Genomic DNA, 24,255 nt, shown 5'->3' with positions numbered 1-24,255 from the left:
GAACCTCAATGAACCAACACCTCACCGACGATGATGCGTTCGTGCTGGCGTCCTGTATGTCCCACCAACTGGTGGCGGGGGCAACGATCTCTCCCCACGAAATTCAAATTCTGATCGAGCATCTGGATCAGGTCGGCGGGCTCAACCCGGCCGAGAAGACGACAGTTTTTCTCGCGCGTGAGGATTTGTTTTTTGGGCGTTACCGCGAGGCGGCAACGCGCATTAGCGAGTTGTTGCTGATTCCTCGACGCTTATAGAACCGGCATTGCATACCGGGGAAGGTCGATCGTGAAAATGCACCCAACGCCCGGTTTGTCCAGAGCGGTGAGCGTGCCGCCATAGGATTCGACATTTCGTCGGGCGATCGATAGGCCCAGTCCCAAGCCGCTCTTGTCGGTCGAGTGCTGCTTGAACGGTTGAAACAACAAGGCAACGCTTCCTGGCGGCAACCCCCCACAGTGGTCTTCTACGTTAATTAAAATACGGTCCGCAACAGCATGGACCCGCAACATTACTTCGCTATGGGCATACGTAAATTTGAATGCGTTTTGCAGCAGGTTGCCCAGCGCGGCATATAACAGATCCCGATCACCCTTAACGGCAAGCTGGGGCTCGACATGGGACACCGAGAACTTGCATCCTCTCACGCGCGCTGCGAGTTCCGCCGCATGCCGCACCTCGACAATAAACTCCGCTATCGAAAACACGTCCGCAGAAACTGGATTCCCCGTCTTTTCTCGAACCTCATTCAGTGAACGATCAATGAGGTCGCGCAATCCCGTCAAGCTTCGTTTTAACAGCGTCCCCGTCGCGCCTGAGAGCGTTAAATTTCCCGCATGGGCAGCATCAAAAGCGAGCGAGGCGGTGTTGAGATAATTCCTGAGCTCGTGGGCGAAGAAGCCCGCCTGCTCGTTGGCTTCCAGGGTTTGCCTTTCAGCAGCAATATTATCGCGTTGGTAACCAAATTCGGTGACTGCGTCGGCAATAGCGTTGTCCAGGCAACGGTTGAGCGTCCTGAACTCATCCACTTCAAAGGGAGCATCGCGCTCGTAGGCGAGGTCGGTGATGGCTTGGCAAAGGTCGCCGTAGTCATGCACCACTTGGCTTACATTAAACCCGAGGTCAAGCAGGGCTCGACCATGCAGTGCCGCAGACGTACCCATTTCTGAGGTTACGCCGCCGCCTGCTGGTCCAGAAATCGTGCGGCTATCCAGCGGTTCCGTCGTCTGCTCCACGCGCAGCGTTCTAATAAGCTGGTCTAAAAACAGCGGTACGCCATTTTTAATTTGCTCGACCGTCGCTTCACGCGCCGGTCTCAACGCCACTTTCGCTCGACACCGGGTAATGAGCTCAGCGCGGTTATTGAACAAAAAATCGTGCATCATCGGCAACACCCCACTTTTCTGCGGCTGTTCGGCCTAAGGCCGGTCTTCTGGCAAAAAAGGTGCGCTGCGGGCGCTGGGCGGCGCAGGCGTAGTGCGCGTTCCGTTATCAAAAAGCTGATGGGAAATGAACGCGCATCTGCTCAGTATGAGGCTTTTCGTCTAGCCTAATTTTAACAAGGGTCCCACTTACGATCGGAACAGCGCAATCGCTGGCGATCGGGGCTTGCCGATCACATATGATCCCAACGTCGGCGTTGACATAACGCCTGATCTCGTAATGCGTCGCGACTGGCGGAAGTCGACCCCACAACCGTCATTGAACCCTGCGCCGCGTCAAGGGACGCAATCGAGGATATGCTTTCGTTCACTGTTTTAAGATGGTGAACAAATTCGCGCCCAAAGCGGACGGCACGATCCCGACGGACATCACGATCAGCTAGACTCGGATTTAGATCCACTGATGTCAGCCACGCTTTCAGGCTCGATCGAGGATAGCCAACAGCTCTAGGTAATCGACCGGTTTCGTGAGATGCAGATCAAAACCCGCAGCTTCGGCGTTTATCTTGTCTTGCGGCTGGCCCCAGCCCGTCAGCGCGATCAACAAGACCTCACGCCCTTCGGGACGTTGGCGGATCTGCTCCGCCAGTTCGTACCCGTTGAGATCTGGCAAGCCAATGTCCAACAGGATGGCGTCTGCGGGCGACTCAAGCAGCAGCTTTAATCCAGTTGCCCCATTGTGTGCTGTTCGGACCTCGTGGCCGTCGGTATCGAGCAGCATCGCAAGACTCAGCGCTGCATCTTCGCTATCGTCAATGATCAGCACCCGCCTGTTTTTACGACCGGGGGGATCGGAGGTTGCGCCAGGCTGCGACGCATCATGCCGAGAAACTGATCTCGGCAGGCGAACGACGAATTCGCTTCCTTGCCCAATTCCTTTGCTCGAAGCGGTGACCGTACCGCCATGCCGCTCGATGAGGGACTCGACCAATGACAATCCGATACCCAAACCACCTTGAGAGCGCGAAAGCCCGGGTTCCAGCTGCGCAAATATTCCGAAGATCGTCGGCAGATGCTCAGGCGACATGCCGATTCCGTTATCGCGTACCGTCACAATCGCTACGTCACCGTCTCGGGCGACGCTGACTTCGATAGCGCCACCAGTCGGCGTGTACTTCGCTGCATTGTTCACCAGGTTCTGAAACACCTGGATTAGCCGCACAGGATCTGCGTCAAGCATGATGGGCTCGGCTGGCAGCGTCAACTTCAGGGTATGTGCCGACGCATCGATGAGGACGCGCGAACCCTCGATCGACTGCCGTATGACGTCGCCCAGATCCATACTCTGTCGCCGCAGTTCGAGCTTGCCTTCAACCACCCTCGATACTTCCATCAGGTCATCGACGAGCCGTGCGATCTGACCGACTTGTCGTTCAAGCACGCCACGCGACCAAAGCACTTGAGGATCGACTAAATCCTTGTTCCGGAGCAGCTCTACGACTGCTTGGATCGGCGCCAACGGATTGCGTAACTCGTGGGCGAGCGTCGCGAGAAATTCATCTTTGCGGCGATTGATCAGTTGCAGCGCCTTTTCAGCCTGCTTTTTAGCCTCAAGTGCCTCTTCCGCCCTCAAACGCGTGGATAAAAGTTCCTGCTCGTATTTATCCCGGTCGGTGACGATCACAAAAGCGAAGTCGTCGTACTGCGCATCGCCATCGCCTCGGCGCAAGACGTTAATTAGCATGGGCACCTTGTGGCCGGCGCTGTGGCGAATGTCAAGCTTTACTTCCGCCACTGAGCGCTGCATTAGCAGCAACGGTGCCCAATGCGTTTGATGGAAGACTTTACCGCCGATGGTCAGCAAATCCTGAATGCGGCGTCGACCTACGAGCTCCGTCGCTGCAAATCCGCACCAACTGCAAAACGTCGCATTGGCACGGACAATGGTGCCGTCGATCCGGGTGGTGACGAGACCGCAGGGTGCGTGTTCGTATGCTTGCTCGAACGAATTAAGCGTCTGCATCAGGTCGCCTGTTCACAAGCCGAGGCCTGCCAGAAAGGCTTCGGTTGCATCTTTGCTTGGACCCGGAGCACTTAGGTGTGGGCAGTGGCCGACGTTCTGAACCACGCTCAGGCTGCTGCCGACGATCCGCTCGTGCATATATTGCCCGACGCCCACAGGCGCAAGCAGATCGTCGTCTGATTGTATTATCAGCGTAGGCGTAGTCACTTTCGACAACTCCGCACGGTGATCGGCAAGGAACGTCACGCGTGCAAAATGCTTGGCGATTTCAGGGTTTGTGCGACAAAAGCTGTTGGTCAGTTCTTCGCCCATCTCGGGGCCGTTCGAGGCCCCCATGATGGCAGGTGCCATCGTGCTCGACCAGCCCAAGTAGTTGCTTTCCAGTGTTTGCAGCAGTTCGTCGATGTCAGCGCGTGCGAAGCCGCCGACATATTCGCCGTCGTTGATAAACGAGGGCGAAGGCCCGATCATGACGTTAGCTGCGAACTTGTCCGGCATCTCGATCGCAGCGAGCATGCCGATCATTGCGCTGACCGAGTGTCCAACGTAAATCACCGGGCCAGTTGCGAATTCCTCGACGATCTCCAGCACGTCTGATGCGTAACCGTGAAGAGACCCGTACTTGGCACGGTTGTAGGCTGCGAGGTCGGAATCGCCGCCGCCCACGAGGTCAAACAAAATGACCTGATATCGGGCAGCGAAGCTCGGTGCAAAAAGGCGCCACATATTTTGGTCGCAGCCAAATCCATGCGCGAAAACAATCGTAGAGGGCCCGTCGCCCTTGACGTGTACGTTGTTGCGAGATTGGATGCTCATCGATGGACCTCAGGACTGTGCTCTATTGTTTCACATTAACAGGCCGTGATTTTTACCGGGCCGTAATTTGATGGAATTGCTGAAAGCAGCTGCCGAATTGCTCGTCAATCGTCTCCGTATCTTGCTGCTGGCCTCGAGTAGATATCCTCACTGGGGTTCCTGGGTCTCCAAATTGCTGAAACTACGTATGAAACGTAACGTCTGCTGGAGATGTTGTATGAACTGGGAAACCGCACGAAACCACATATGGACCGAGCGCCGAGTAAGCGCTGCAGGCTCGCGCCTTCGTGTGCTAGTGGTAGACGACAATCAAAACGCGGCGGATGCATTGGCGATGTATTTGCATCTGGAGGTCCTCGATATCCGGACCGCCTACGGAGGACGGCAGGCGGTTGATGTAGCCATAACGTGGACGCCGCATCTCATCTTGATGGATATTTCGACGCCGGGATGCACGGGTTTCGAAGCGGCTTTAGTGATTCGCCGAGATACAAAAACGAGTCATATCGCGATCGTTGCCTTTACTGCGTTGGACGAGACCGAAGTGCGACGTCATCTCATGGACCACGAGTTTGATGCCTATTGCCAAAAAGGTCAGCCGCCCAGCGAACTCGTTGCATTGCTAAAACAGCTGACGGTAGATCCCACCTGACGCTGCTAGGGACGTTTTTAGTCGAGTTTAAGTACGTCGCGACGCGTGCTGCAACGCATATCGACCTGAGAAAACCCTTCATGGGCTCACCGTAGCGATGTGCCATGCCGTCGGCATGCAACTTAGTGGAATTGCTTACGCCGTTCAGTGAGCAATATGCACGCTGCTACGGGCGCTGCGCGATCGCGTCCGCGCAAATGGCCAAGACGCGCTGAACCATGGTGCTTGATAGATTCAACGCCATATCTCCCGTGAACAATGCTTGAACGTGTGCCTGCCGGATCACGACCTTGGCTTTGAACAGGTCGCGTCTCGCGAGTCGTAGTGCGAGTTGCCCCAGGTTGACTCGCTCAAGCCACGGCATCTTTACAGCGTTTCGTCTGAGCCAGAGCCGGCAACTCTCGACCACGTGGTCGACCCGCCATTCACTAGTCAAGCTATGCGACGCTGCCGCGGTCACGACCAGGAAGCACAACAATTCTGCGCGCCGTTCATTCTCTACAAAACATGCAACTCCTCGTCTAGCGTTTTCTGTTGGCCTTGCATCGCTTGGGTCATGCGCTGACTGCACCTGATCGCGGTGCCAATGCAACTTCCGTCACACCCGTCGCAATAGTGACGATCGCGCACGTCCTCCCTTCCACACGTTGTAGTGGTCGCTTGGCGGCGTTCCGACCGTGCGCCCGTTTTCACGTGCGTAAAACGTCGGCTCGCCGCTCTTCCCGCGAGACACCGCTTCGTCCACCGAGTCGCCAAAGGCCGCTCGCAGCTCCGCTACAAAGGCCGCCATCTTCGGCATAGGATGCGTTCGCCGAACAAGCATATCCATAACAGCCTCCGTAATCGACAAAAAAGGGGCAATTCAGCGTTTCAAAACCCGTTATAGAATACTGTACATCCATACAGTGTTGTCTGTCCATGAGCCGCCCGATCCCTATCACCGCCGACGCCGCAGGCTCATTTCTCATCGAAGTGCTGGCGAAGGTGCCGGCGGGATTTCCCAGTCCTGCGCAGGACCATACGCAAAAGCGCATCGATCTTAATGACGTGCTGGTGCTCAATCCGATCGCAACTTTTCTGTTCCAAGTCGAAGGCGATTCGATGATCGATGCCAGGATCTTTGACGGCGACCGGCTCATCGTTGACCGTTCAATCGAGCCGGTGCATGGTCGAGTGGTCCTTGCCTGCGTCGATGATGAGTTCACGGTCAAGCGCTTGTACAAACGCTCGGGTGTCATTCGTCTGCATGCCGCGAACCCGCTCTATCCCCCGATCACGTTCGTCGAAGGGCAGGAGATGAGCGTATGGGGTGTGGTCACGTGGAATTTGCGTCAGCTTTTGCATCCGCAGAAACGTCGATGACCACCTTTGCCCTGATCGACGGCAATAATTTTTACGTGTCATGCGAGCGGTGTTTCAAGCCGTCACTCGTTGGAAAACCTGTTGTCGTGCTCAGCAACAACGACGGGTGCGCGGTCGCGAGATCGCAGGAAGCGAAAGACCTGAAAGTGGGAATGGGGCAGCCGTATTTCCAGATTCGCGACCTCGAGCGCACCAACGGACTTATCGCACTCAGCTCAAATTACGCGCTGTATGCCGATCTCAGCGACCGCATGATGTCAGTGATCGGCCAGTATTCGCCCGTCCAAGAGATCTATTCGATCGATGAATGTTTTCTCGACCTGGGCGGATTTCGCTGTGACCTGACGACCTATGGCCCTCAGATACGCGCCCAGGTGCTGCAGTGGATCGGCATTCCCACGTGCATCGGCATCGGTCCCACAAAGACGCTCGCGAAAATGGCGAACCACATCGCGAAGAAGAATGTGGGGCGCCTATGGCATGGGTATGTGATATCGGAATACTGACGGCAGAAGAGCGCGACAACATCTTTGCGAGCGTGGACGTTGGCGAGGTCTGGGGCGTCGGTCGCAAGATCGGCGCGCGTCTGCATGAGATGGGTGTCGAAACGGTGCTGCAATTCAAACGCGTGAGTCCTTCGTTCATCCGAAAGCAGTTTTCCGTAGTGCTCGAGCGGACTTTGCTCGAGCTCAATGGCATCGCGTGCTATGGGTTTGAAGATGCGGGGCAGCCGCAAAAGCAAGTGCTTTGCTCGCGCAGCTTCGGTCATGTCGTCTATACACTCGATGAGCTGACGCAGGCCGTCACGCAATTTGTCGCGACAGCGGCCGAGCGATTGCGTCGGCAAGCGTTGCACGCCAATCAGGTCCAGGTTTTCATTCGCACAAGTCCGTTCAAACGCGACGACCCGCAATACAGCCGCGCCATCAATGTCCCGCTCGTTTCACCCACGTCGGACACGTTGACGTTGGTCGACTTGGCGTTGTTCGGACTGCGTCAGATCTATCGGGAGGGTTTCCGGTATGCGAAGGCCGGGGTGCTGCTTCACGAATTGCAATCGATCTCAATTGAGCAAGGCGAGCTCTTCGGTCGCGATGCCAGTCGGCAAGCGAAGATGATGGTTGCACTTGATGCGATCAACGACAAGTACGGACGTGGGACATTGAAGGTCGGCGCGGTTGAGCAGCGCAGAACATGGCACATGAATCAGGACAGGCGCAGTCCCGCGTACACGTCTGACTGGGCAGCACTTCCCATTGTGCGATAGGACTGGTCGGTGGAGAAGGGTGATCACCTCTTCGACCAGCGCTGGTCACGCGGGTATCATGGTTCACGAACAGGAGATGGAGAGCATTCGTCATGTGTTACTCGGCTCAGATCACCGCGGACTATCGCAAATACGTGCACGTCTATGGCGCGGACATTGACATCGATGAATTCTTTCGACTGTTTTGGGACCGCCGAAGTGGCAGCAAATCGAAAATTCCCAAGGGAATGGAAGTGCCTTTCCTGCTGCCGCAAACGATGCAGAAGCGCGTATCAAAGAAGCAATCGTCGAGTTTTCAGCTGATCAAATGACGAAGCTCGAAGAGGACTTGTTTAAACAACGCACACGCTTGGCCGACGCCGAGCGTACGCTGCTGACAAAGACCACCAAAGCGGCGACCGAAAGCCAGCGGATTGCGATCGACAAGATCGCTTGGATCCGCGGCAAGCTGGAGGACATCAACCGCACCGAACTGAAGGATCGTGACTCACGGATCTTTCCTGGGCAATACGCGCCGGTGATGGTTGTCGAAAATGGTCAGCTTGTGGTGAAGCCAATGCGTTATCAATGTCGTCCCGCCGGCAAGCCGGCGTTCTACGACACCAAGTACCCCGGAACGTACAACGCGAGACGAGACAACCTCGAAGGGTTCTGGAAGGGGCTCTTCGGATACACACATGGCGTGATGCTAGTGAGCGCGTTTTATGAAAACGTACCGCGTCACCGTGTCGAGGCTCGTGAGTTGGCTGAAGGCGAGAAAGAAGAAAACCTTGTGCTCGAGTTCAAGCCCAATCCGCCGCGGACATGCTGATCGCTTGCCTTGGTCGAAGTGGACAGGCAAAGGTGAGCCGGATCTGTTGTCGTTTGCGGCCGTCACCGACGATCCCCCTGCGGAAATCGCCCTTGCTGGCCACGACCGCTGTATCGTCCCGATCAAGCCTGAGAACATAAACGCCTGGCTCAATCCGGACCCGGCTAACCTGCGGCTCAGTACGCCATTCTCGACGATCGTCATCAGCCGTATTACGAGTATCGGCTTGCAGCTTGAGCCGAGGAGAACCGCGAATACGTTCGGTGAGCGTAGACGCATAGATCGCCACTCGAACCTCCATTCAGAAGGCCGACTAGGTTCACCGAGTGAAGTTAACAGCAGCGTGGCTGCGGGATACGTTCAAGAGCGAGCACGTCTGATTGCTTCCACTGCCGTCGCGCTGGCGAGGTCCGCGTAGAGTTCGGCCCACTTGCCAAGGAGCGATGAATCGTCGGTGAGGAACAGGGGGTGTTCAGCCCATACACTGACCATGGTCCCTTCCAACCCAGTTCGAAAATACGAAGTCTTCGTCGTCACTCACGCCCGAATCGACCAGGTCGACGAAGGACGCGAGGTTGTACAATAGACTTCGGCGGCTCGATGTCAAAGAGCGCCGCAAGTACAGATGTCGCCCGCTTGGACGCAGCTTCTCGGCTGCCGGCCATCAGGAAGACGATGCGTTCCTCGTTACTGTTGGGCTTACCGTATATCACACGGTATAGGGATGTCCTGCACCGATTGCTCAATTGCGTGCTCATTTAATTTTGTCCTGACCTAACATCGGATTGTCCAAGGGTCGACTGCGCTTTGTCGTAACACGGCCTAGTCAACGTACAATCGGTTCAGAGCGGCGCGCGATAACCGTTTTGCCGTATCTCGTTTTGGAACGGCCGGAGCCATGATCGGTCGAACTCACATTACTAATCATAGAAGAAAACACGACCCACATGACGGACACTGGATACCGCGCCCTGCTTGCGCAACGTGAAGCACTGGAAAAGCAGATTGAAGAACTGAGAAACGCCGAGCGCGGTGACGCGATCGAATGGATCCGCGAGCAAATGGCCCTATACGAAGTCAAGCCCGAAGAGCTCGAGCCACGCAGTAGCCGCGGCCCGCGGAAGCAATCGAAGCCTGTCGCTGCGAAATATCGTGATCCCGCATCGGGCGCGACCTGGAGCGGTCGTGGAAAGCCGCCTCGCTGGATCGCGGGCCAGGATCGCGACAAATTCGCTATCACTGACTGACCTTCGCCACGATATCGAATCCACGATGTTGACCACACAATTTGTGGACAGCGTTGTGGACAACATCACTTGAAAGCCCATAAGTCGTTGTAGTTCCAACATTTATCGAACCCGCCTCGATGTGCGTCATGGGCCCCCTTCAGTCGACCAATGCAGGCTGAACTGAACCTCCAACACGAGCCGCTCGATATCTTCGTTGCCTCGGTATTTTTTCCAGAGCGAACGAAGTTCCTTTAGGCTTAGTGGTGCGAACTTAGGGAGGGTTTTGGGCATCGCATCGATCTCGGTACGAACTATTCGGTGATCGCGGCGTGCTCGAGCGCAGGCGTGGGCAGTTCGACCGTGCGCCGCTGGACGCGACGATGCTCGCTGATCAAATTGGGCGACGGAGAGAGTTTGACCATGATCGGCGTCGGCGCCGCGGGGCCTTTCCGCTTGATCAGTTCGACGGCGATGCCTTCAGCGACGCCTCGAACAGCAAGTCTAAGCGGCGCAGGCGACGAGTCCTGGGCACGCGCCAGCGGCCGCATGACGACGAACAGCATCTCGGAGCTTTGTGCGGCCAGCAGCAGGCGCCTGAGCGACTCGGCGCGGATATGTTGCTGCCAGAGCACGAGGGCGCCGCAGCTGCCTGCTCTCAGGATCTGTTCCGCGCCCCACAGCGCATCGGACGATTTAGCAGCCTTAAGCCACATGAGCTTGCTCGGATCTATGCCCATAAAGGCGTAGCCATGCGCATTCGGAATCTGCTGCGGGGCGATCAGTGCAATCGGGCGCTTATCCGATAACGCCGCCATGGCGGGACCCAGCAGGCGCATTTCGCCGATCCCCGGCTGCTGTAAAAGCAGCTCGGTCATGGTTCCCAGCGGCCAGCCGCCGCCAGGCAGCTCGGCTGATAGTGCGGCGTAACTCGTGTCCACAGTCCGCTCATGGGCGCGCGCCAATTGCGTCCCTCGCCAAAGGCTTGGGTGGATCGATTCGATATGGTTCGGTAAAGCGCTCATGCAAAATACTGTACATATATACAGCTTTTATAGCTACTGGCAAAAATTAGGTCCAAATCAGATTTAAGGCTAAAGGCGCCTTTCTCCTATTCCACACCGATATTTGCCTGCAAGTTTTCAGGGGTATTTGCCTCTAGCTGCGCCAAGGTGATCAGCGGAACGCGACGGGCGTCATGCTGAGCTTAAGCCATTGGTTATGCAGAAGAATCGGTTAAGGTCTGAAGCGCGTTTGGCATTCTTTTTGCGTGTAAATGCGTCCGCTTTCAAAGACCAAGGAGACCACATGCAAATTCTCATACTTGATGATGACCGCGATCTCGCCGCCAGTCTTGCAGCGCTTGCTGAAAAGCTTGGACACGCTGTCACGGTCGCGCACGATTGTGAAACAGCGCGCGCTCTCGCTTACTCACGTCCGTTTGATTTCATTTTGGCGGATGTCGAGCTGCCCGATGGTGACGGCAGAGTGGCGTGTGAGAGCCTCCGTAGCGAAGGAGCTTCACAAGACGCATATATGATTGCCATTACAGGCCGGGCCGATCTAGGGGACGACGATTTTGCCGCATTCGATGGGTATCTTCATAAGCCCATTACCTTCGATTTACTGGTGCGGGTTCTGCAAGAGTGGCAAACAGCAGCAGGTTTGTCTCCTACAGCGCCCGGGGCAGCAGAGGGTTTGATTTAGCCGCAGCGTTGCGCTGCAACCTTCTGAAGATGGAGATCGAGGAGATTAGCGAGGCGGAGCCACTGAAAGTGGCCTGCTATCTTGGTTTGGTGGTGGGCCGAGCCGATCCGTGGCAGATGCATGGCGCGACGTGCTTGGTTGGAAGACCTTCCCCGAAACAAAACGAAATCGATCGACGCGCCGTGTGGCTATGGAGCAGTGTGTTTGAACTTGCTGTCGACGCTTCGCTCAAGAATGATAATACCCGACAGCATCTCCAGATACTCATCCAACTGAACTCTCATTCGCTGGCAAATTCTTGTCCTACCAAGCGATGAAAATCGCGGGCGGCGGTCCCTAGGATCGCCTTACACATGGCCTGAAATGATCCGACCGAATGCTTTTGTGAGACCGTTCGGACAGTCGCTATGTCAATCGTGTCGTACAGAACCACACCGTTCGAATCGACGAGGGAGAAATCAAATTGCCAGTGGTCAATATCACTGTCGTTGCCGACGCTTGGATAGGCACGATTGAGTACTGCCCGCATCTTTAGTGCCCTGACGATTGTGCTGCCTGCGTAAAACCCACCTCTACGGCATGAAGTTGTTCTGCGGTGAACGTACCTGCGGAAACCGATGACTCATGGTGGTAGATCATTAGTCCGTAGACATCGGCTAAGACTCGCGCACTTGCGCAGAGCGCGGCATCTTCCCCGGTCGCATCGTGAACACGCCAATAGTTTTCGCTGCTTCGACCTGCTCAATCGTATAAACAGTCATAAGGCACACCGTCGATCTTCATAATTACTGTATGGATGTACAGTACATTATCGAAAAATTCGGGACCTGCATAGGTCGCAGTGAAAATATGATGACGGGTGCAATCGGGCGCGCCTAGGAACCAATTGCCGGTGTATTGAAGGCACGCATCGCAGAAGTTGTATCAGCAGCGGTTTCCCCGAAGCCACCGTTCTGCTCGCCGCGATAAGGAAGAACAAGGCCGCAGCGACCGCCCGGCTTCGCCTTGCCGGTACCAGCTGGCTTCCGAAGGGCTGACAAAGCTAGAAGCATCGGAAAGAACTGCAAATGAGAACCGGATCAAGGAACGGGCATATATGAAGGATTACGAATTCCGTATTGATCCCGTTAGTAGCGTAGTCAACAAGAAAGCACCGGACGCGATTCAGTAGCGTATTACCTTAATGCCGACTGCCCTACTTGCCAAAATTAGCCTATTAGGTTAATGTACTGCATGGACAAGAATACGCCCCATTGCAAGCTATCCATCGTCAAACAACTCGTAGAGGCGGATCAGGTTCGTACCACGCGGTCGGCGCGTGAAGGCGCAGCAGCATTAGGTTTTGATTTTGATGAAATGCGGGCCGTGGTTATCGCACTGACGACCAAAGATTTTTTTAAGAGCATGACAACATATGATGATCACAAGGTATGGCAGGACGTGTATCGGCCCGTGACGAGCGCCGGGCCGGTGTACCTCAAGTTGACCGTCATCGACGATGTGCTGATCGTATCGTTCAAGGAGTTATGAGCATGAAATGCCCGTCTTGTGGTGCGGCTAAGCTGGTGCATGAGACTCGCGACCTACCGTATGTGTACAAGGGTCAAACGTTATCCCTTGAGCAGGTGACCGGTGACTTTTGTCCGGCGTGCGACGAGGCAGTTCTCGACGCTGCGGAGTCGCGGCGCACGATGGCGCTGATGAAGGAATTCAACGTGAAGGTGAATTCTGAGCTTGCCGATCCTGCGTTTATCTTGAGCGTGCGAAAGAAGCTGAATCTTGACCAGCGCGAAGCAGGAGAGATTTTCGGCGGTGGCACGAATGCATTTTCTCGCTATGAAACCGGGAAAACAAAACCACCCGTTGCATTGGTGAAGCTGTTGAAGGTGCTGTATCACCACCCCGAATTATTGCAAGAGGTAAGGGCCGCATAGGTTGGTAAATCAGTTTGGCCGCCCAAGTTACTTAGCATCGAGTTTATCGTAAGGCGTCGGATGAAAAAGCCTGTCACGCGCTTTCCGGCGCTGTTGTTTTTGTTCTGCCGATAGTGAGCGCGATTGAGCCGGTGTCAATTCGGCAGTAAGCCAATCGTTCGGCAAGTGTATCGACTCCCCACGCTTCACCAACTCCCCCCGTTGCAAAACCGATTTTTCCAAGGACTGATCGCGCAACGGCGCATTTTCTAACATAGCCGTTGAGGATAGGCCGTGTGCTGACGGCCTATCTTTCTTTTCGGCTTGTTCTTTACGAACTCGCATCAGCAATACATTGAATGTGTTTTGTTTAATGTCGAGTCCCAATCTCGCCAGTTCGTCTCGCGCCTGAGCGCGGGTTACGCCTGCCTCTAAAGCAATCTCGATTCCCTCGAATGCATCTCGAAATCTCGAGGAAATCGGCCGCTCGGTTTTGGCGGCGAAGGCAGCGAAGTGATCGCGAAAAGCAGCATCATTCATGGTCGAGTGCGAGATTGAGTCTGAGCTGTACTCTACCTGACTCTGACTTGTACCGGAAACAAAACTATCTGTGTTTGAGCTGTATTTGATCTGAGTTTGATATGTACCTCTAGAGTGAATTTTGAGTTGGCTGGAGGCACGATGCATGTGTAAACAAAAAATGCTTCGCACTTTTTCTTTACACATGGTGCCCAAAGGGAGAACCCTTTGGAAACCCCGACGGCTACGCCGTCAAGAGCGCGCCCACTGGTCGCTGGAATGGGTCCATTTCTGTTCTGCAGAAGGGCAGCGGACGGCGAGACGGCTTCACGATTGCGATCGTGAACGATCATATCTAAGGCATCTGATTCAAGGAGAATGGGCAATTTTCCCCGACCGCATCAGGCTCTGTTCGGCCATAAGCGGTCGGTCGCCGCCGGCGTCCAATTGAGTGATAATTGGCGCGATTATCCTGTATCACCGGTCCTAGGAGACTTATGGGCGCGAAAACCAAAATCTTGATTGTGATATCGGTGATGGTCTTCCTGAGTTGCATAGCTATCGGTGTTTCGAAATTCAAATGGCAAGGAATCGACTTGGGTCATGCATCTCGTGGTTCGATTTCTGGCGCGCACGCGCCCTAAGGTCCGGCGTACCTTTCTATCGGCGTCGAAGATCTGAAGGCGGAGGCCGGCCAACTTCGGACACTCGACCTGATAACATAAATCGTTGACAATTAGGCTTCGTAATCGTGGATGAACAGCAACCATGAGGCTCAGGTGCCCCTTATTTCGGTAGTGGGAAATCAAGCAACTCCTCTTCGCAGCATCTGCTTGATACTTGTTTCGATGTTTTGCTTCGCGGTAGTTGACGCACTTGGAAAGTCCGTTGCCTTGCAGTATCCGGCGAACGAAGTGACGTTCTTCCGGATGCTTTTTGGATTCATCCCCGCGATCGCCGTGTGCTTGCGTGGCCGTACGATATCTGACCGGCTGCAGAATATGGATGTACGGGGCCAGATCGTTAGGTCCTTGACTCTGCTTGGCGCATCGGCGTGTTTCTTCGCTGCCTTGCCTTATGTACCGTTGAGTGAGGCCGTGGCAATCGTCTATTCAGAAACTTTACTTGTTATTGTCCTTGCTCCGGCCTTGCTGAACGAAAAATTAAAACGTCGCGATGCCATCGCTGCGCTGGCCGGATTCGTAGGCGTTTTGTTGGTAGTTCGTCCAAGCGGGTCGAATACTAATTGGATTGGGCCGGTGCTTCTGATTGCCGCTGCGATTTTCGGCGCGTTGTCGATTATTCAGATCAAGAGAATCCGATCGACCGATGACTCGGGAACGACTGTCCTGTTTTTTACGATTGTTGGCACTGTAATCACGGGTGCATCGTTGCTACTCGCATGGCGCACGCCGACGATCGATGCCCTAAGTCTTATGGCCCTGCTTGGTGCCTTTGCCACCGCAGGCCAGCTTCTTATGACCATGGCCTTTCGTCAAGCCGATGCCGCGGCCTTGGCGCCGTATAACTACACGAGCATCGTGTGGGCAGCGCTCTTTGGCTACGTCATTTGGGGCGAAACAATAGGTACCGTGTCTTTGGTGGGAATCACGATGATTGTTGGAAGTTCGATAGCCGTCGCTCTACGAGGTCGGGAAGCCGAGGGACCTATGGTCTAAGGGGGAACGAGGGTTTCAGTAAGCTTCTGCGCTGCATAAGACGCAGTTCGGCCAAGGCCGGTCACCGAAGGGCTGCTCCGGAATCCGCGACAATTAGGCACAAATCGCACAGGGAGCATTAGGGATGTTGAGCGTTCAATGCAGGTGTGCAGATTTTCGAGATCGAGCTGATTTGTTCAAACGCCACGCTGCACCGTCACAGGGTCGAAGGGCGGAACGCTGATATCCCAGGCTTTCAGTTGCCGACATGGAAAAGCGTGCTTGAACGTGAATACGAACCATGGGGGTCAGTGCACCTCGTCGTCGACACCGCTAAGGTTTCGGTCGAGCAAGCCGTGGAAGCAATCATGCAGCGCCTGTCACCGGCGCCTCCCGAGAGCCGAATGGTTTAGTGTTTGCCACGTCGAGCAAGGAGATTTTGCAGAAGGTAGCGTTCGGCCAACAGCAGCCCTTCTCGGTACTCGCCTTGGTCATCGGCAACTTGATTTGTGCGGACAGGCGAACGGGTTCCATCGGGCAAGCTTTTGATTTGGATGAAAGATGATCGAAAATTATCGACTCCGACTCATGTTTGAGTGGGGTGGCGGCTGTATTTGGGCTGGAGATGACGCAGCCCGCGACAAGTACGCAGTAGGCCCGATTGAGGACTCGCTGCCGCTAGCTGACGCGACACGGAAAAAACTTGCCGACATGACTTATGGCACGACCTGTCGCTCAACTGGGAATATCCTCCAGACCCGGGACCATGGAATGCGCACGAGTACGAGCGCTTTGAAGCGATAGCGTTCGCAATGCGTGACCATCTTCGATCAGAGTTCCAAGACGGCTTCTTCATCGAGTATGTGCGGTTAGGCTTCTTTGAGGGGCGCACCGAACGTCCGTAGGTCGAGTTGCCCGTTGAAGGGTTATCTCGCGGCCGGCGAATGACCGCTTCAAAGAAATGCCACCGTCCCTTGTCGGTCGACTTCGGTCCCTCACTTTGTTCGCCCTCAGCATCAGTTGAGCGCTAGGCGCGATGCTTAGGCGTTGCGTCACCAGCCCAAGCGCCGTAAGGGTCGGCAACTAGTCATCGGCGCGGCTGGTAGTCGTCGATGCGCCAGTCAAGATTAATTCATTTGCCTGCTTACGCGTACTGCTTTGCTTAGCAACATGAGATCCGCCCGGAGTGTTTGGCGCATTCCGAATGGAGAGAGATTTCAACATTTAGTAGCGCCCGTACCATTGCGGCCGATTGACAGCAATTTGCGGATGCCGCTTTGTGCCATGATAGGTCGAGAACATTTTATAGTGACGTGACAACCGCGCGATAATGCATCACACACCAGTTGCTTGGATGATGTGGCGCTTACGTTTCAAGCCGGCACACCTTGATTCATTGCTTTGTCAAAAGCGCGGGTTGGCCAGCACATAGAACAGTCCGGCCGACAGCAGCATGGTCACTGGCAGCGTAACGATCCACGTCAGCGCGATTCGCAACAGCATGTTCCCTTGCACGCCCTGGCCACCGGCGACCATCGTTCCTGCGATCCCAGACGTTACGATGTGCGTCGTACTCACAGGCAGTCCTGTGAAGCCCGCTGTCCCAATCAGCACCGAGCCTACGAGTTCGGCGCTGAGACCTTGGCCTGGTGTCATGTGTTGCCGCCCAAGGCGTTCACCAAGCGTGCGGACTACACGTTTATATCCAACCATCGTTCCGATACCCAAGCAAAGCGCGCTGAGCATGCGGACCCAGAGTGGCGCATATTCTACCGGCAGGCTCATTTCTTTAAGCAGTGTCCCGGCAAGTTTTTTATCATCGGATGAGGCGTCTTTTACTTCCCCAACGTGTTTCATCTGAGAGGTGACGTCATAGATATACCCGCGCAACTGTGCCCGCGTCGCACGCTCATCGTTCGGCGGCGTTGCTTCTGACTTGAGTTGGGACGCTTGCCGGTCAAGCTCCGGCCCCGCATTCTGCAGAGCTTGCGCAGATTTCAGCGCATCCTGCTTTACGTCGTCTCCATATTTTTGAATCAACGGTATCGCTTCGACAGCATGCTGGTGCAGTTGCTGCAACTGGTCAATGGCTTGCGGATTTAATGCATACGTCGCGGGCAGCAGTCCGATTATTGTCAGCATGATCAAGCCGATACTTTTTTGTCCGTCATTGGTGCCATGCGAAAAACTGACCGACGTGCAGGTCAGGATCAACATTGCGCGCAGCCACAGGACTGGCGGCTTGCCTTGTTCCGGCGCTTCGAACAGGTGGCCCTTGCGCACGATCAGTCGAAGCAGGCCGTAAAGTGCGCCGGCCAAAAAGAAGCCGAGCACCGGCGAGATGGCGAGCCCCTCCAGCACCGTGACGATCTGCTTCCAGTCGACGCCCTGCGACAAGCTGCGCGATTTGAGCAGCGCATCGGCCGCCGCTACGCCGATCAACGCGCCGATGATGCAGTGCGAACTGCTATTGGGGATGCCGAAGGCCCACGTCAGGATGTTCCAGAAGAGCGCTGAGGCGAAAATGGACACAAGCATCGGGACCGCAGGCGCGCCGTCGGGCGGTGTCAGTACGTCGGGCGGCAGGATTTCGACTAGCGCATACGCCACTGCAATGCCGCCGACCAGTACGCCCACGAAGTTCATCAGGCCGGACCAGATCACGGCAGGAACGGGCTTCAGGGATTGCGTATAAATGACGGTCGCAACGGCGTTGGATGCATCATGGAAACCATTAGTCGCCTCGAATGCGAGGACCATGACAAAGCATGCGACGAGCATGCCAATGACAATGCCGGAGGACGGCATGAAGTGAACGAGCATCTACGCTCCGGTTGGATCCAGGGAGGAGTCGCGGATGCCGGCTGTGAAGCGCGTGAATGCGAATCGCCCGATGCTAAAGGTCCACGATGAACCTTTTAAGGCAGCAGGAGATAGAAATCAGGAATAGGCGACAGCGGCTGCTCAGACGTCGAGCGTTCGAAGTGCGATCCGCTCGCCAGCGTCAGCGCTAGAGCATTTCTCGATGCTTAGCGAGATGCGCTTTCTACCGAGTTCAAACGCAAGTGCGAGCTGAGAGCGTGTAGTGTCAGCGGCGCCTAGCTGCTCGCGCAGGACTTCGGCCGGTATGGAGAAGGCGCGGTATCCCCAGCCAAAGGCGTAAGCTGAAAACCAGACCGAAGCATCCGGCAAGACGACCGGCTTGGATATCGTAGGCAATGCTTTCATGCAAAACTCCTGATCCGCGTCGCGGTCATGCATCATCGCACCTGGGGCCGGCGAAAGCTGTGCGCCATGCCACCAAGTCGCGGCAAACTCATTTCTTTACTGCGGCTACCGGCGCAGCAAGCGCAGCGCGTGCCTTTGACTCAGCACTTCCTGTTACGTAATACTTATCCGCCCATTTCCGCGTTGGCTGTAAAGCCAGGTTAGTCTTCTTGCCAGGATTCTTATTTTCTATGGCCAGCGCGCGGGCACGATAGTGTTCGTACAGCCGTAGAAATTCCGCTATATAGATGCCAGCTATTCGCCTGTCTCTGATTTCGAGTAAATTTTCGTCGTTTTTATGCTCCGAATTGTTGCTCATGTTCGCCGAGCCTGTGAACACCACAGGCTCGGCACCTTCTGCATCGATGACCACGAACTTGTGGTGGATGATGACAGGCGGGTAAGGCGGTCGCTTGTCGCCCGGGAACAATTGAACCTCGACATCGAAACCCTCCGGCACGGTTGCACTTGAAAAACACTTGCCGTCAACCACATCGCGATTGTCTTTAGTCCGATGATAGAGCTCGATAGCTGCAAGTTCTGAAGTGCTCAGATGCCCACCGTCAGCTTGTTTGTTTTCCGCCGTCTGCGCCGCGTGTTCGGATATCGCGTTGACCAAGCCGAACATCATCAAGCCTTTGTCTCCCGCCTTGAAGCAAGCGTTGAGTAGTGACTCATCGGTAGGCGAAAATAAGCAGAAGAGAACGGAGTCTTGGGCTTTCGATATCGCATCAACGATGGCATCGATCTGCGTGTGTTCGGCGGTGGGTTCTGGCGAGAATGAGACACGGATCAGTGCGTCCCCAATTGCGACCGGGTCTGTCCAGCCATGCGGTAATCTTGCCGTCGCTGTGATCGACGGGTCGGACGAGATGGCGGCGGCACGATTGCTATACAGTTGTGCAAGTTCGTTGGAATCGAATGAGTGAAGCAGATTTGCTTGCTGAGTGATGCCTTCCGTAGTGAAATTGGCAGAGCCGGTGAGCAGCCGCAACGGTGCATGCGAGCCGCTATGGGCATCGGTTACGATGAACTTGTCATGCATGATGTTCGTCGCCCGGCGCGGATACAACGTGGCAAGCGGTCCAAGTTCCTCGACCGCTTGTTGATTCGGCGACGCCGTAGCTGGATGAGAGTTTGCTTCGGCGCCAGCATCGCCGTGTGCGTCGTACACAACAGCTAGGGAAGCAGGTCCATGGGCTTTGGCAAACTCAACGAACTTGGGGATGACCCAGAGTTCATCGGTCAGGTGATAGACCGCCGAGGCCGCGTGCGCGGCGCGGTCAAAGACAAAGTCGAAACTGTCTTGAAGGTCGTTTGCAAGCCAAGTGCGAAGTTCCCGCGCTTGGGTAGCCGGTGGGGCTTTCCTCGGGTCAAGGCCCATCGCTGACAGTTTGCGGGAAAATGCTTGGGAACTAAGGACTGCGCGGTTGAACCACGTACCGATGCCATTTTCTACATGCGCGGGAAGCTTCACTTGCAGCGTGCTGCCGTCGGCCTCGGACAGCCTCGGTGCGCGTGAGTGTCCAACCACGGGGTAGGCAGTGTAGGTGAATGTCTGCCCGCGATCTGGTCCATCGATCTTTGCATCCCACCACATGAATTTTTGAATCGGCGCGACGTTTGATGGTGCGTCGGGCTTGCCAGCAGGAACAGGACCGTCGAATGTTAGCCGATTGGGGAGCCAGCTTTCAGCCTCGCGAGTCTTGCCGTCCGTCGACCAGAAGCCCGGTGATCGTTTGATCGCAAAACCCAGAAACTCGGGATTCGACTTCCCTTCGATCCAATCGAATGCGAGCAGTACGAGCGTTGGCGACAAATATGCGCGAAGATTGATAGCCATGATCTCTCCTTGTAGGACAAGAAGATTTTATGGAGGCTGTGTGACAACTTTTATCGGATGCTAGCTAAGCGAGGGTCTTCGATTCCACACAGCAGGGCCGGATGGGCGAGACATTGCTTTTAGCTCCACAAGTCGGTATCCACAATGACCACTCACAGTCATCGCCTAAGTACTAGGCGAGATTCAAAGCCTCCATAAGGTCAAGCTTGACAAAGCCGACGCTGTCTTTCTTGGCCAAGCGCTTTACTGCTGACGCGGCGGAACTCAGCTCGGCGGCGCTGCGAACAGCAAATGAAGGAACGGAAATCGCGCCGACGGACAAGCGCACAAAACCAAAAAATGCGTGACGTCCCGAGCGGTCTTCGCCACCTATACCACCCGCGGTTTGGTCCTCTGCCGAGTAGAAATCAGTGACTGAAAGATTGAACAGCTGGATGGCGTGGCGAAGCCTGATTTCCCAGTCACCACTCTGAAAAAGCGCCAGGAAATCGTCTCCGCCAATGTGGCCCAGAAAGTCTCGCGTGGGCTCGCACGCTGACGCAAGCGTCGTCGCTGCCAGCTTGAGCAATTCGTCGCCTTGCCAGTATCCGTATCGGTCGTTGAACGGCTTGAAATAATCGAGGTCGGCGTAGCACGCAACGAACGTCGCACCACCGGCAATCAGCCTTTCGATATGAGCGCCGAGCGGGAGGTTGCCGGGAAGAAAGGTCAATGGGTTGGCGTGCCTAGCCGACTCCAGACGAAGCTCAGTTACCGCACGGACAACCTGATGCCGGGCACGAGTCCAAGGTAACGATCTTCTTCGATCACAATGAAGCCATCAGATAGGATGTGTTGCTCGTCGCCAGTCAATAGTCGCGCTACCTGATCAATGCTCGCCGTACGCTCGAGCACAACCGGCTCGCGATTCGCGAATTGCATACATGGGCGTCTTCCGAACAATTCCCGATGGTAAGGCAACGCATATTGATCCATGAACGATCGCCGATTGATCAAACCAACCGGTTTTCCGGCGTCGAGCACTGGAAGCGCGTGAAGGGCGGGATGCATGTTGAACAACTGGACAACATCGTCGTTGTGCGAGCGAACGGTCACCGGAGGCGCGTCGACTAGCACAGAGTCGAGAAAGCTGTGCACGTTACTCGCGCGATTATCGGAGCGCGTTTGCCCCGGATAGACGGCTATTTGTTGTGAATTGAGTGTACTTGAAGCGCCTCGCGGGATCTCAAGGGCTGGCTTGGCCGAAGGGCGTCCGAGCAAAAATCCCTGACCGTATGTTATGCCGAGATCGCGAACAATCCGAAGATCGGAGTCATGTTCGATACCCTCCGCGATCAGTTGCGAACCGCTTGCCCGAGCAAAAGCGACCATAGATTTCACCGCTTCGAACTTTAATGCGTCATGGGCAATTCCATGAATAAAATACCGGTCCACTTTAACGAACTGAGGCGCGAGATGGACCCACAGGCTCATCGATGCATTCGCGACGCCATAGTCGTCAAGTGCAACTTTATAGCCGGCCCCACGCACTGCCTCCATGATTTCCCCGAACTGTTGCAGGCTTGCGATTTCACTTTGCTCGGTCACTTCGACGACTAGAGGGTGCGCGACTGCATCCATTAGGTTCGAAACCAGCCGATCTTGGTGCGATGATAGGAGCGACTGAATCGCGGGCGCACTGTAATTGACGAACAGCAAGTTGTTTCTCGGAGCGGTTGCATAGGCGGTGATCCCGAGATGCGCCGCAACGTGTTCTAGTTCTATGGAAATGCCTTCCCGTAGGGCCTGCGAGAAAAGCGAATGCGGTTGCTCAAAGGGGGTTCCGGCAGGGCCGCGCAACAGCGCTTCATGGCCAATGACAGCGCCGTCCGAGAGTCTGACGATAGGTTGGTAATAGGCTGATAGTTGCTGCGAGGCGATCAGTTGGCCTACACCCGATGTATGAGCAATCCCTTGCGGGAGTAGTTGCGGTGAGAGCATGTGCGAGAGTCAAGTGTGCGGTTTGAAGTCTTGTGCTGATTCGACGAATCGCCCACTTGAGTCGCACGTTTTAAGAATGTCTGGGCTGAGCCGTTCTGCAACTACGATGGCGCCCCAGCGTCATACCGAAAAATCGTGACAGTATTGTGAAGAGCATTGAATGCTTGCGGTTTTATACATTGTGGGGATCATGCCTCCATGTACCTTCCCACGAGCGCACCGTGTTCTCTTGGCATCGAGACTCGTCGAACCGGTGCTGACTCGTCGCGCAACTTGAATACCGACACGGCATCGCGCAGTGAATTTGCCTGCTCCGCGAGAGCATGTGCGGCCGCTGAAGCCTGCTCTACCAGTGCGGCGTTCTGCTGCGTCACTTCGTCCATCTGAGTGACGGCAGTGTTGACCTGTTCGATTCCTGTGCTCTGCTCCTGCGAAGCCGTGGAAATCTCGCCGACAATATTCGTTACGCGCTGCACCGATTCCACGATATCCACGATGATCTGCCCCGCGCCGCTGACCAGCGCCGAACCGGCACTCACGCGGTCGGTCGATTGCGCGATCAGGCCCTTGATCTCTTTTGCAGCGGTGGCGCTGCGCTGTGCCAGTGTCCGCACCTCGGCGGCGACGACCGCGAATCCGCGGCCTTGTTCGCCGGCGCGAGCCGCCTCGACCGCCGCGTTGAGAGCGAGAATGTTTGTCTGAAAAGCGATCCCATCGATCACCGCGATGATTTCAGTGACCTTGTTCGAGCTGTCGGCAATACCGTGCATCGTCTGGATCACATCGTCCATCACGTTGCCGCCGCGTGACGCTGTGCTCGACGCTTTGTCGGCAAGCGCGGATGCGTTGCGCGCATTCTCGGCGTTAAGACGCACGGTAGCGGTCAGTTCTTCCATGCTGGCCGCCGTCTCCTCAAGCGAAGCCGCCTGCTCCTCGGTGCGCGATGACAGGCTGAGGTTACCCGCTGCAATCTCAGCGCTGGCAACAGCGACGCCCTCGGCATTACTGCGCACCTTGGAAACCACGTGCGAGAGGCTCGACTGCATGTCCTTCAATGCGTTGAGCAGTTGTGCAATCTCGTCCTTGCCGCTCGAATCAAACTCAAGCGAAAGATCGCCGGTCGCGACCGCACGCGCGCAGCCGAGAGCGCGACCAAGTGGACGCGAAACCGAACGGCTGAACAAAACCCCGCCGATCATTGCCAGCGCGAGCACGGCGAGCATGAGCGATATGCTGGTTTCGGTGGCGTGACGGGCGTTGATGGCGGCCGTGGCGGCGACTTGCGCACTGTCCGCCGAGATCTTTTTCGCGGCCTGTTCGAGTAATGCTGCCGGTTCCCGGTCTACGCCCGCCACCGCCTTGTCGCCCGCTGACGGTTCGAAGCCGGAAGCCTTAAATGCTTCAAATCCCTTTCGGTAACCCTCGCCCATGGACACATGAGCGGCCGCGAATTTTTCAATCAGATCGCGACTGGCGCCTTCGGGCAGCGTTGTCTTCAATTCGGCTGCGAGTGTGTCGACGGTTTTCTCACGGGTTTGAAATGCGCTCCAGTATTGATCGAGTTTGACCGGATCCTTTCCGCGCAAGAGTGTGTCTTTCCACTCCTGCACTTGCAGCTTGAATGCGACGAGCGTCGCCGAGACCATTCGTTCGTTGGCGACGTTTTGCTGCACCGTGGTGCTGTAGGCATCGATAGACTGGTTGAGAGCAAAAATGCCGTAGATCGCGCCACTGAACATCAAAAGAAGTGCGGCGGCAAAGGCAAGGGGAATTTTCAGACTGAGTTTCATGAAGGCTCGCGAAGGGGAGGCCGCGATACGTTGCGCGGC

At 55.6% G+C, this 24,255-nt stretch carries 23 protein-coding genes and 3 pseudogenes; 11 read left to right on the top strand and 15 right to left on the bottom strand.

The features are described 5' to 3' along the window. Positions 1-8 precede the first annotated feature (8 nt). The gene (locus AXG89_RS25555) at positions 9-257 is read left to right on the top strand and encodes a hypothetical protein (RefSeq protein ID WP_062173703.1); all 249 of its coding nucleotides are present in this window, start codon (positions 9-11) and stop codon (positions 255-257) included. Here the strand turns inward: AXG89_RS25555 and AXG89_RS25550 are convergent. The 3 genes from AXG89_RS25550 to AXG89_RS25540 form a co-directional block, all read right to left on the bottom strand. Then, positions 252-1,385 (bottom strand): sensor histidine kinase, encoded by a 1,134-nt coding sequence (locus AXG89_RS25550; protein ID WP_205583089.1) that lies wholly within the window; start codon positions 1,383-1,385, stop codon positions 252-254. The two genes, AXG89_RS25555 and AXG89_RS25550, sit on opposite strands and share 6 nt — an antisense overlap. Before the next feature lie 475 nt (positions 1,386-1,860). Further along, on the bottom strand, positions 1,861-3,405 hold the full coding sequence (locus tag AXG89_RS25545; protein ID WP_062173700.1) for a hybrid sensor histidine kinase/response regulator: 1,545 nt from the start codon (positions 3,403-3,405) through the stop codon (positions 1,861-1,863). A gap of 12 nt (positions 3,406-3,417) precedes the next feature. Beyond that, complete coding sequence (locus tag AXG89_RS25540; protein ID WP_062173698.1) at positions 3,418-4,221, bottom strand: alpha/beta fold hydrolase; 804 nt, start codon at positions 4,219-4,221, stop codon at positions 3,418-3,420. Between the two features lie 217 nt (positions 4,222-4,438). On the opposite strand from AXG89_RS25540, the gene AXG89_RS25535 reads away from it, so the two are divergent. Then, positions 4,439-4,873 (top strand): response regulator, encoded by a 435-nt coding sequence (locus AXG89_RS25535; protein ID WP_062173696.1) that lies wholly within the window; start codon positions 4,439-4,441, stop codon positions 4,871-4,873. Between the two features lie 598 nt (positions 4,874-5,471). On the opposite strand, the gene AXG89_RS25525 is transcribed toward AXG89_RS25535, so the two are convergent. After that, a complete protein-coding gene (locus AXG89_RS25525) occupies positions 5,472-5,702 on the bottom strand; it encodes a hypothetical protein (protein WP_236873503.1) in 231 nt (76 codons plus the stop codon). An 89-nt stretch (positions 5,703-5,791) separates the two neighbouring features. Here AXG89_RS25525 and AXG89_RS25520 point away from each other — a divergent pair, with 89 nt between their 5' ends. From AXG89_RS25520 to AXG89_RS25510, 4 genes and pseudogenes are all read left to right on the top strand, one after another. Beyond that, positions 5,792-6,235, top strand: a complete 444-nt coding sequence (locus AXG89_RS25520) for a LexA family protein (RefSeq protein WP_062173693.1) — start codon at positions 5,792-5,794, stop codon at positions 6,233-6,235. Then, on the top strand, positions 6,232-6,741 hold the full coding sequence (locus tag AXG89_RS44390) for a Y-family DNA polymerase (protein ID WP_335671970.1): 510 nt from the start codon (positions 6,232-6,234) through the stop codon (positions 6,739-6,741). Before AXG89_RS25520 ends, AXG89_RS44390 begins: the two co-directional genes overlap by 4 nt. Beyond that, on the top strand, positions 6,711-7,502 hold the full coding sequence (locus tag AXG89_RS44385) for a DinB/UmuC family translesion DNA polymerase (protein ID WP_335671969.1): 792 nt from the start codon (positions 6,711-6,713) through the stop codon (positions 7,500-7,502). Before AXG89_RS44390 ends, AXG89_RS44385 begins: the two co-directional genes overlap by 31 nt. A gap of 92 nt (positions 7,503-7,594) precedes the next feature. Then, positions 7,595-8,550: pseudogene (locus AXG89_RS25510) on the top strand (SOS response-associated peptidase family protein). Positions 8,551-8,673: 123 nt separating this feature from the next. On the opposite strand, the gene AXG89_RS44195 reads toward AXG89_RS25510, so the two are convergent. Beyond that, complete coding sequence (locus tag AXG89_RS44195; protein ID WP_257792712.1) at positions 8,674-8,805, bottom strand: hypothetical protein; 132 nt, start codon at positions 8,803-8,805, stop codon at positions 8,674-8,676. Between the two features lie 641 nt (positions 8,806-9,446). Between AXG89_RS44195 and AXG89_RS44815 the strand changes: the two are divergent. Continuing rightward, a pseudogene (locus AXG89_RS44815) lies at positions 9,447-9,560 on the top strand (H-NS family nucleoid-associated regulatory protein); the annotation flags it as partial. Between the two features lie 293 nt (positions 9,561-9,853). Here the strand turns inward: AXG89_RS44815 and imuA are convergent. Further along, complete coding sequence (gene imuA / locus AXG89_RS25500; protein WP_062173689.1) at positions 9,854-10,564, bottom strand: translesion DNA synthesis-associated protein ImuA; 711 nt, start codon at positions 10,562-10,564, stop codon at positions 9,854-9,856. Positions 10,565-10,847: 283 nt separating this feature from the next. Here imuA and AXG89_RS25495 point away from each other — a divergent pair, with 283 nt between their 5' ends. Then, positions 10,848-11,246 carry a response regulator gene (locus AXG89_RS25495; protein WP_062173687.1) on the top strand — a complete coding sequence of 133 codons (399 nt, stop codon included), beginning with the start codon at positions 10,848-10,850 and terminating at the stop codon, positions 11,244-11,246. A gap of 280 nt (positions 11,247-11,526) precedes the next feature. Here the strand turns inward: AXG89_RS25495 and AXG89_RS25490 are convergent, their stop codons facing one another. Beyond that, a complete protein-coding gene (locus tag AXG89_RS25490; protein ID WP_062173685.1) occupies positions 11,527-11,775 on the bottom strand; it encodes a hypothetical protein in 249 nt (82 codons plus the stop codon). A gap of 2 nt (positions 11,776-11,777) precedes the next feature. Then, positions 11,778-11,909: pseudogene (locus AXG89_RS44810) on the bottom strand (DUF3717 domain-containing protein); the annotation flags it as partial. 570 nt (positions 11,910-12,479) lie between these two features. On the opposite strand from AXG89_RS44810, the gene AXG89_RS25480 reads away from it, so the two are divergent. Together AXG89_RS25480 and AXG89_RS25475 are read left to right on the top strand one after the other, a co-directional pair. Continuing rightward, positions 12,480-12,776 (top strand): type II toxin-antitoxin system MqsR family toxin, encoded by a 297-nt coding sequence (locus AXG89_RS25480; protein WP_062173683.1) that lies wholly within the window; start codon positions 12,480-12,482, stop codon positions 12,774-12,776. Positions 12,777-12,778: 2 nt separating this feature from the next. Beyond that, positions 12,779-13,180 (top strand): type II toxin-antitoxin system MqsA family antitoxin, encoded by a 402-nt coding sequence (locus AXG89_RS25475; protein WP_062173681.1) that lies wholly within the window; start codon positions 12,779-12,781, stop codon positions 13,178-13,180. A 27-nt stretch (positions 13,181-13,207) separates the two neighbouring features. On the opposite strand, the gene AXG89_RS25470 is transcribed toward AXG89_RS25475, so the two are convergent. Next, the gene (locus tag AXG89_RS25470; protein ID WP_062173679.1) at positions 13,208-13,699 is read right to left on the bottom strand and encodes a hypothetical protein; all 492 of its coding nucleotides are present in this window, start codon (positions 13,697-13,699) and stop codon (positions 13,208-13,210) included. A 734-nt stretch (positions 13,700-14,433) separates the two neighbouring features. Here AXG89_RS25470 and AXG89_RS25465 point away from each other — a divergent pair. Continuing rightward, positions 14,434-15,357, top strand: a complete 924-nt coding sequence (locus AXG89_RS25465) for a DMT family transporter (protein ID WP_373408605.1) — start codon at positions 14,434-14,436, stop codon at positions 15,355-15,357. 1,383 nt (positions 15,358-16,740) lie between these two features. On the opposite strand, the gene AXG89_RS25450 is transcribed toward AXG89_RS25465, so the two are convergent. The 6 genes from AXG89_RS25450 to AXG89_RS25430 form a co-directional block, all read right to left on the bottom strand. Continuing rightward, on the bottom strand, positions 16,741-18,159 hold the full coding sequence (locus tag AXG89_RS25450; protein WP_062173676.1) for an inorganic phosphate transporter: 1,419 nt from the start codon (positions 18,157-18,159) through the stop codon (positions 16,741-16,743). A 141-nt stretch (positions 18,160-18,300) separates the two neighbouring features. Beyond that, a complete protein-coding gene (locus tag AXG89_RS25445) occupies positions 18,301-18,564 on the bottom strand; it encodes a hypothetical protein (protein ID WP_062174114.1) in 264 nt (87 codons plus the stop codon). An 88-nt stretch (positions 18,565-18,652) separates the two neighbouring features. After that, the gene (locus AXG89_RS25440) at positions 18,653-20,446 is read right to left on the bottom strand and encodes a phospholipase D-like domain-containing protein (protein WP_062173674.1); all 1,794 of its coding nucleotides are present in this window, start codon (positions 20,444-20,446) and stop codon (positions 18,653-18,655) included. Positions 20,447-20,618: 172 nt separating this feature from the next. Beyond that, positions 20,619-21,158 carry a GGDEF domain-containing protein gene (locus AXG89_RS44380; RefSeq protein WP_306299808.1) on the bottom strand — a complete coding sequence of 180 codons (540 nt, stop codon included), beginning with the start codon at positions 21,156-21,158 and terminating at the stop codon, positions 20,619-20,621. Positions 21,159-21,196: 38 nt separating this feature from the next. Next, the gene (locus tag AXG89_RS25435) at positions 21,197-22,426 is read right to left on the bottom strand and encodes an EAL domain-containing protein (protein ID WP_306299807.1); all 1,230 of its coding nucleotides are present in this window, start codon (positions 22,424-22,426) and stop codon (positions 21,197-21,199) included. Between the two features lie 188 nt (positions 22,427-22,614). After that, the gene (locus AXG89_RS25430) at positions 22,615-24,216 is read right to left on the bottom strand and encodes a methyl-accepting chemotaxis protein (RefSeq protein ID WP_082771623.1); all 1,602 of its coding nucleotides are present in this window, start codon (positions 24,214-24,216) and stop codon (positions 22,615-22,617) included. Positions 24,217-24,255: the final 39 nt, after the last annotated feature.

The organism is Burkholderia sp. PAMC 26561, from assembly GCF_001557535.2.
Lineage (GTDB): Bacteria > Pseudomonadota > Gammaproteobacteria > Burkholderiales > Burkholderiaceae > Caballeronia.
Note: the sequence above shows the minus strand (reverse complement) of the source record. Positions and strands in the feature narration are given on the sequence as shown.